Here is a 7,821-nt window from a genome sequence, read left to right on the forward strand (position 1 = left end):
GCTCGGGGAGCACCCGTGGGACGGCGAGCCGACCCGGGTGGCCCGGTCGTTGGTGCGGGTCGCCGACGCGTTCGGGGGAAGCGCGGCCATGCGGCGGGCGCTGCCGTGGGGGGACGAGAAACCCTTGGCCGTCCACCGGTCCCGGCTGGCCCTCGCCCAGGCCGCCGGGGTGGTGCTGGTCGACGGCCTGACCCGGCTGGGCGTCAGTGCACCCGAGCATGTCTGAGACAGAAAGTCAGAGAGTTCCATGAGTCGTTCCGCCCACCCGGCCGGCCCCAGGCACGGCGACGTGCTGCCCGAGGGCCACTACGCGGCGCCGCCCGCCGACCTCAACGTGCTGGACGAGAAGGTCTGGGCCAGGACCGTCGAGCGAGACGAGGAGGGGGAGGTCCGGATCGGCGGTGTCGGGGTCCGGGCGTTGGCCGAGGAGTTCGGGACGCCCGCGTACTTCCTCGACGAGACCGACTTCCGGGCCAGGTGCCGGGCCTGGCGGGAGGCGTTCGGGGCGGACGCGGACGTCTTCTACGCCGGCAAGGCGTTCCTCTCGCGGGCCGTGGTGCGCTGGCTCACCGAGGAGGGGCTGAACCTCGACGTCTGCTCCGGCGGCGAGCTGAGCACCGCGCTGGTCGGCGGGATGCCGGCGGGCCGGATCGCGTTCCACGGCAACAACAAGTCGGCGGCCGAGATCGAGCGCGCGGTCGAGGCCGGGGTCGGGCGGATCGTGGTCGACTCGTTCGAGGAGATCGAGCGGGTCGCGGCCGCGGCCCGGACGGCCGGGGTGCGGCAGGGCGTGCAGATCCGGGTCACCGTCGGCGTCGAGGCGCACACCCACGAGTTCATCGCCACCGCCCACGAGGACCAGAAGTTCGGTCTGTCGCTGGCGGGTGGGACAGCGGCGGAGGCGGTGCGGCGGGCGCTCGCCGAGGACAGCCTCGAACTGCTGGGGCTGCACTCGCACATCGGCTCGCAGATCTTCGACATGTCGGGGTTCGAGGTGTCGGCCCGCCGGGTGGTCGCGCTGCTCGCCCAGGTGCGGGACGAGCACGGCGTCGAGCTGGCGGAGATCGACCTCGGCGGCGGCCTCGGCATCGCCTACACCTCGGAGGACGACCCGCAGGGCCCCGCGGAGATCGCCAAGGCGCTGCGGGAGATCGTCGGGCGGGAGTGCGAGGTGGCCCGGTTGGCGGTGCCGCGGATCTCGGTGGAGCCGGGGCGGGCGATCGTGGGGCCGACCGCGTTCACCCTCTACCGGGTGGGGACGATCAAGCCGCTGCCCGGCCTGCGGACGTACGTCAGCGTGGACGGCGGCATGTCCGACAACATCAGGACGGCGCTGTACGACGCCGAGTACTCGGTGGCGCTCGCCTCGCGCCGTTCGGACGCCCCGCCGATGCTGGCGCGGGTGGTGGGCAAGCACTGCGAGAGCGGTGACATCGTGGTCAGGGACGCCTACCTGCCCGCCGACACCGGCCCCGGCGACCTGATCGCCGTGCCGGCCACCGGCGCCTACTGCCGCTCCATGGCCAGCAACTACAACCACACCCCGCGCCCGCCCGTCGTCGCCGTGGCGGACGGCCGGGCCGGCGCCATCGTGCGGCGGGAGACCGAGGAGGATCTCCTGCGGCTCGACGTGGGGTAGAGAGAAGCGTCCGCATAGTGAACCGGGATGCGGGGATCTTTCGCGGGTGCGTGAGACTGGACACGACACGAGAGCTGAAAGGCGAGGTCGAATGGTGAGCGATCGGCCGTTGAAGGTGGCGCTGCTCGGATGTGGAGTCGTCGGCTCCCAGGTGGCCCGCCTGATGACGACGCACGCCGACGACCTCGCCGCCCGGATCGGTGCCCCGGTCGAGCTGGCCGGGGTGGCCGTGCGGCGGCCGGCCAAGGCACGCGGCGGGGTCGCCCCGCACCTGGTCACCTCCGACGCGGCAGGGCTGGTGGGGCGCGGTGACATCGACGTGGTGGTGGAGCTGATCGGCGGCATCGAGCCGGCCAGGGGCCTGATCAACGCCGCGTTCGACGCCGGCGCCAGCGTCGTCACCGCCAACAAGGCGCTGCTCGCGCAGGACGGCCCCGCGCTGCACGCCGCGGCCGAGGAACACGGCGCCGACCTCTACTTCGAGGCCGCCGTGGCGGGCGCGATCCCGCTGCTGCGACCGCTGCGCGAGTCGCTGGCCGGCGACAAGGTCAACCGGGTGCTCGGCATCGTCAACGGCACCACCAACTTCATCCTGGACCGCATGGAGTCCAGTGGCGCCGGCTACGGCGAGGCGCTCGAGGAGGCCACGGCGCTCGGCTACGCCGAGGCCGACCCGACGGCGGACGTCGAGGGCTTCGACGCCGCCGCCAAGGCCGCGATCCTCGCCGGCATCGCCTTCCACACCCGGGTGCGCCTCGACGACGTGCACCGCGAGGGCATCACGGAGGTGACCGCCGCCGACATCGCCAGCGCCCGCAAGATGGGCTGCACCGTGAAGCTGCTGGCGATCTGCGAGCGCGCCGAGGACGGACGGTCGGTGACGGCCCGGGTGCACCCGGCGATGATCCCGCTCGGCCACCCGCTGGCCTCGGTGCGCGAGGCGTACAACGCGGTCTTCGTGGAGGCCGACGCGGCCGGCCAGCTGATGTTCTACGGCCCGGGGGCCGGCGGCGCGCCCACCGCCTCCGCGGTGCTCGGCGACCTCGTCGCGGCCTGCCGCAACAAGCTCGGCGGCGGCCGGGGCCCCGGCGAGTCGGCGTACGCGGCGCTGCCGGTCAGCCCGATGGGTGAGGTGGTCACCCGCTACCACATCAGCCTCGACGTCGTTGACAAACCGGGCGTGCTCGCCCAGTGCGCCACGGTCTTCGCCGACCACGGGGTCTCGATCGACACCGTGCGCCAGACCGGCAAGGACGGCGAGGCGCAGCTCGTCGTCGTCACCCACCGGGCACCCGACGCCGCGCTCAGCGGAACCGTCGAGGCGCTGCGCAGAATGGACACCGTGCATGGCGTCGCGAGCATCATGCGCGTCGAAGGGGAGTAGGACCACCGCATGAGCAGCAGCATCGTCAGCAACACCAGCCGCCAGTGGCGCGGCGTGATCGAGGAGTACCGCGACCGGCTGCCGGTGACCGACGCGACGCCCGTGGTGTCGCTGCGTGAGGGCGGCACCCCGCTGGTGCTCGCCCAGCGGGTCTCCGAGCGGGTCGGCTGCGAGGTCCACCTCAAGGTGGAGGGCGCGAACCCGACCGGCTCCTTCAAGGACCGCGGCATGACCATGGCCATCTCCAAGGCCAAGGAGGAGGGTGCGCAGGCCGTCATCTGCGCCTCCACGGGCAACACCTCGGCCTCCGCGGCCGCCTACGCGGTGCGGGCCGGGATGGTCTGCGCGGTGCTGGTCCCGCAGGGCAAGATCGCGCTCGGCAAGATGGGCCAGGCCCTGGTGCACGGCTCCCGGATCCTCCAGGTCGACGGCAACTTCGACGACTGCCTGACGCTGGCCCGCGGCCTGTCGGAGAAGTACCCGGTGGCGCTGGTGAATTCGGTCAACCCGGTGCGCATCGAGGGCCAGAAGACGGCCGCGTTCGAGATCGTCGACATGCTCGGCGACGCCCCGGACATCCACGTGCTGCCCGTCGGCAACGCCGGCAACATCAGCGCGTACTGGAAGGGTTACCGCGAGTACGCGGCCGACGGTCCCGCGACCCGTACCCCGCGGATGTGGGGCTACCAGGCGTCCGGCTCCGCGCCGATCGTGCGCGGCGAGCCGGTGAAGGACCCGTCCACCATCGCCACCGCCATCCGGATCGGCAACCCGGCCTCCTGGGAGCAGGCGGAGCGCGCCAGGGACGACTCGGGCGGCCGGATCGACGAGGTGACCGACCGACAGATCCTCGCCGCCTACCGGCTGTTGGCCGCCGGCGAGGGCGTCTTCGTCGAGCCCGCGTCCGCGGCCTCGGTGGCCGGGCTGCTGAAGGCCGCCGAGCAGGGCCTGGTCGACCCGGGCCAGCGCATCGTCTGCACGGTCACGGGCAACGGCCTCAAGGACCCGGACTGGGCCGTCGCCGGCGCACCCCGTCCGGTCACCGTGCCGGTCGACGCGGACGCGGCGGCCGAGCGCCTGGGTCTCGCGTAACGCGCGCGACGCCCGAGGTCACGGGCGTCGCGCGGGGTCGGCGGGGTGAGCGGCGACACCACCCCGCCCTGTATCGCGTCTGAACCTTCCTTCGATAGGCTGGTATTCGTCCTCCGCAGTGGGGTACCACTCGCACCAGACACGCAGCGCCCCGGACAATCAGCACCGTCCACCGGCGCGGTGCGAGCAGATCCTGTGGGGACACGCCGCACATCTCACCAAGGAGAGTCATCGAGCGATGGCCCATCCCGCCTTCCGCGCCGCCGCCGTACGGGTCCGCACCCCGGCGACCAGCGCCAATCTGGGCCCTGGGTTCGACGCGCTGGGTCTGGCCCTCGGGCTCTACGACGACGTCGTGGTCCGGGTGGCGGACACAGGGCTGCACGTCGACATCGCCGGCGAGGGCGCCGACACCCTCCCCCGCGACGAGCGCAACCTGCTGATCCGCACGCTGCGCACCGCCTTCGACGCGCTGGGCGGCCAGCCGCGCGGCCTGGAGGTCGTCTGCGCCAACCGCATCCCGCACGGCCGCGGGCTCGGCTCCTCGTCGGCGGCCATCTGCGCCGGTCTCGTCGCCGCCCGTGCGGTGACCACCGGCGGCGAGGCCCGGCTGGACGACGCGGCGCTGCTCGAGCTCGCCGCCGAGATCGAGGGCCACCCCGACAACGTCGCCGCCTGCCTGCTCGGCGGCTTCACCCTCGCCTGGGGCGAGGGCGGCGCGGTCCGCGCCATCCGGATGGACCCGTCGCCCGGGATCGCGCCGGTGGTCTTCGTGCCCGCCAGCCCGCTGGCCACCGAGACGGCGCGCGGCCTGCTGCCGCGCAGCGTGCCGCACGTCGACGCGGCCACCAACGCCGGGCGCGCAGCGCTGCTGGTGGAGGCCATGACCAGGCGTCCCGAGCTGCTGCTGCCGGCCACCGAGGACCGGCTGCACCAGGAGTACCGGGCGTCGGCGATGCCGGAGAGCATCGACCTGGTCAACCGGCTGCGCGCCGACGGCGTGCCGGCGGTCATCTCGGGCGCGGGGCCGACCGTGCTCGCCCTCGCCGAGGAGGGGGCCGCGGACAAGATCTCCCGTCTGGCCGGCGACGGTTGGACGGCGAACCGGCTCGAAATGGACACCGCGGGAGCCTGCGTGCTACCGCTGGCCGGGGCCGCTCAGTGACGCGACCGGACGCCGCGCGCGCGGCGCACCGAGTCGCCGTCGACCAGGCGATCGCGTGCGATCGCCGCAGATCGGCCGGGACCGCCGGAGATCCCGAATCGATCAGCGAGAGGGGGAATGAAGGCAGGATCCGGTAGTGTTAATCTCATGTCTGCACCAAGCGCCCTGGTGGGCGTCGTGCGGAATTCCGGGGTCCCACATCCTGGGGCCACCTCTTTCTTCCGGGAGCCTCCATCACCAGCCTGAGCAGCCTGCCTGGCGGTGTTGAGCCCGCTCCGGAACGGTGCGGCGGTTAGCTGTGACGTCACCCCGCACCAGCATGAACTGATCTTCCGCCGCGATCACAGGCGGGATTACCGCACCGGCCGGCCCGCCGCACAGGGGCCGCAGCCGGACAGCACGACCGGTCGCCGAGCCAGACAGGCCGACGTCCGCTCCAGGGAAGGACCCTTCGTGAGCGACACCACCGATCTGATGGGCGTGAGTGCCGACACCGCCGACAAGTCTGCCGGTGCTGCCACCGCGTCCGCCACGGACGCTCCTGCCGCCACCGCCGCGCCCAAGCGTCGGCGCTCCGGTACCGGCCTCGACGGCATGGTTCTGGCCGAGTTGCAGCAGGTCGCCGCCAAGCTGGGGATCAGGGGCACCGCGCGGATGCGCAAGAGCCAGCTGATCGAGGTCATCAAGGAGAAGCAGGCCGCCGGAAACGGCGGCTCCGCGGGCGCCGGCGCGGACAGCAAGTCCGCCGACGCCGCGCCCGCCACCGAGAAGCCCAAGCGCCGCACCACTTCGCGGGCGCGCACGGGTGACGAGGCCACCGCTCAGCAGCAGATCGAGATTCCGGGCCAGGCCGCCGAGGCCAAGGCCGAGCCCAAGGCCGAAGGCAAGGGCGAGAGCAGGACCAGGGCCGCCGTCAACGGCACGGCGACGGCCGTCGAGGCCGAGCGCGAGGCGTCCTCCCCGGCCGCCGACACGGCTTCCGGCGAGCGTGGCGGCAAGGGTGACGGATCGTCCGCCGAACGGCCCAAGCGGGAGCGCGGGCGTCGCGACAAGGGCACCGGCCAGGGCCAGGGGCAGGGCGGCCAGGGCCAGAGCGGCGGCCAGGGCGGTCAGAACCAGGGGCAGGGCCAGGGCAAGGACGGCCAGAGCAAGGACGGCCAGGGACAGGGCCGGGGCCGTGACCGGGATCGCGACCGTGACCGTGACCGAGCTGGTGACCGCGACCGTGACCGTGACCGAGGTGGCGACCGTGACCGTGACCGGGATCGGGACGACGACTTCGACGGTGGTCGCCGCGGTCGCCGCGGTCGCTACCGGGACCGCCGCGGTCGGCGCGGCCGCGACGAGGTCGTGGAGCCGCAGGTCGCCGACGACGACGTGCTGATCCCCGTCGCGGGCATCCTCGACATCCTCGACAACTACGCGTTCGTCCGCACCTCCGGCTACCTCCCGGGCCCCAACGACGTCTACGTCTCGCTCGCCCAGGTCCGCAAGAACGGCCTGCGCAAGGGCGACCACGTCACCGGCGCCGTCCGGCAGCCGCGCGAGGGGGAGCGGCGCGAGAAGTTCAACGCGCTGGTCCGGCTGGACTCCGTCAACGGCATGGCCGCCGAATCCGGCCGCGGCCGCGCGGAGTTCAACAAGCTGACCCCCCTCTACCCGCAGGAGCGGCTCCGCCTGGAGGCCGAGCCGGGCGCGCTGACGACGCGGATCATCGACCTCGTCTCGCCCATCGGCAAGGGGCAGCGTGGTCTGATCGTGGCCCCGCCGAAGACCGGCAAGACCATGATCATGCAGGCGGTGGCCAACGCCATCACCCGCAACAACCCCGAGTGCCACCTGATGGTCGTCCTCGTCGACGAGCGTCCCGAAGAGGTCACCGACATGCAGCGCTCGGTCAAGGGCGAGGTCATCTCCTCGACCTTCGACCGGCCCTCCGAGGACCACACCACCGTCGCCGAGCTGGCCATCGAGCGGGCCAAGCGGCTCGTCGAACTCGGCCACGACGTGGTCGTGCTGCTCGACTCCATCACCCGCCTCGGCCGCGCCTACAACCTGGCGGCCCCGGCCTCCGGGCGCATCCTGTCCGGTGGTGTCGACTCGGCCGCGCTCTACCCGCCGAAGAAGTTCTTCGGCGCGGCCCGCAACATCGAGGACGGCGGCTCGCTGACCATCCTGGCCACCGCGCTGGTCGAGACCGGCTCGCGGATGGACGAGGTGATCTTCGAGGAGTTCAAGGGCACCGGCAACATGGAGCTCAAGCTCGACCGCAAGCTGGCCGACAAGCGGATCTTCCCGGCAGTGGACGTCGACGCGTCCGGCACGCGTAAGGAGGAGATCCTGATGGGCAGCGACGAGCTGGCCATCGTCTGGAAGCTGCGGAGGGTGTTGCACGCGCTCGACCAGCAGCAGGCGATCGAGCTGCTGCTGGACAAGATGAAGCAGACGAAGTCCAACGCGGAGTTCCTGATGCAGATCCAGAAGACGACGCCGACGCCGAACGGCGACTGACGGACGGCTTCACCGTGGTGTGGGTGGGCG

General features: G+C 72.6%; 6 protein-coding genes. All 6 read left to right on the forward strand.

Annotated features, from left to right (window positions below):
• A partial coding sequence (locus tag E1283_RS27545; protein ID WP_243745145.1) for a DALR anticodon-binding domain-containing protein occupies positions 1-226 on the forward strand: 226 nt, incomplete at its 5' end.
• 21 nt (positions 227-247) lie between these two features.
• Positions 248-1,639, forward strand: a complete 1,392-nt coding sequence (lysA, locus tag E1283_RS27550; RefSeq protein WP_132820872.1) for a diaminopimelate decarboxylase — start codon at positions 248-250, stop codon at positions 1,637-1,639.
• A 91-nt stretch (positions 1,640-1,730) separates the two neighbouring features.
• Entirely contained in the window at positions 1,731-3,023 is a 1,293-nt protein-coding gene (locus E1283_RS27555) for a homoserine dehydrogenase (protein WP_132820873.1), read from the forward strand.
• A 9-nt stretch (positions 3,024-3,032) separates the two neighbouring features.
• Complete coding sequence (thrC, locus tag E1283_RS27560; RefSeq protein WP_132820874.1) at positions 3,033-4,115, forward strand: threonine synthase; 1,083 nt, start codon at positions 3,033-3,035, stop codon at positions 4,113-4,115.
• A 238-nt stretch (positions 4,116-4,353) separates the two neighbouring features.
• Positions 4,354-5,280, forward strand: a complete 927-nt coding sequence (thrB, locus tag E1283_RS27565) for a homoserine kinase (RefSeq protein WP_132820875.1) — start codon at positions 4,354-4,356, stop codon at positions 5,278-5,280.
• A gap of 453 nt (positions 5,281-5,733) precedes the next feature.
• The gene (gene rho, locus E1283_RS27570) at positions 5,734-7,791 is read left to right on the forward strand and encodes a transcription termination factor Rho (protein ID WP_132820876.1); all 2,058 of its coding nucleotides are present in this window, start codon (positions 5,734-5,736) and stop codon (positions 7,789-7,791) included.
• The last annotated feature ends 30 nt before the right edge of the window (positions 7,792-7,821 follow it).

This window comes from Streptomyces hainanensis, assembly GCF_004348415.1.
GTDB classification, from domain to species: domain Bacteria; phylum Actinomycetota; class Actinomycetes; order Streptomycetales; family Streptomycetaceae; genus Streptomyces; species Streptomyces hainanensis.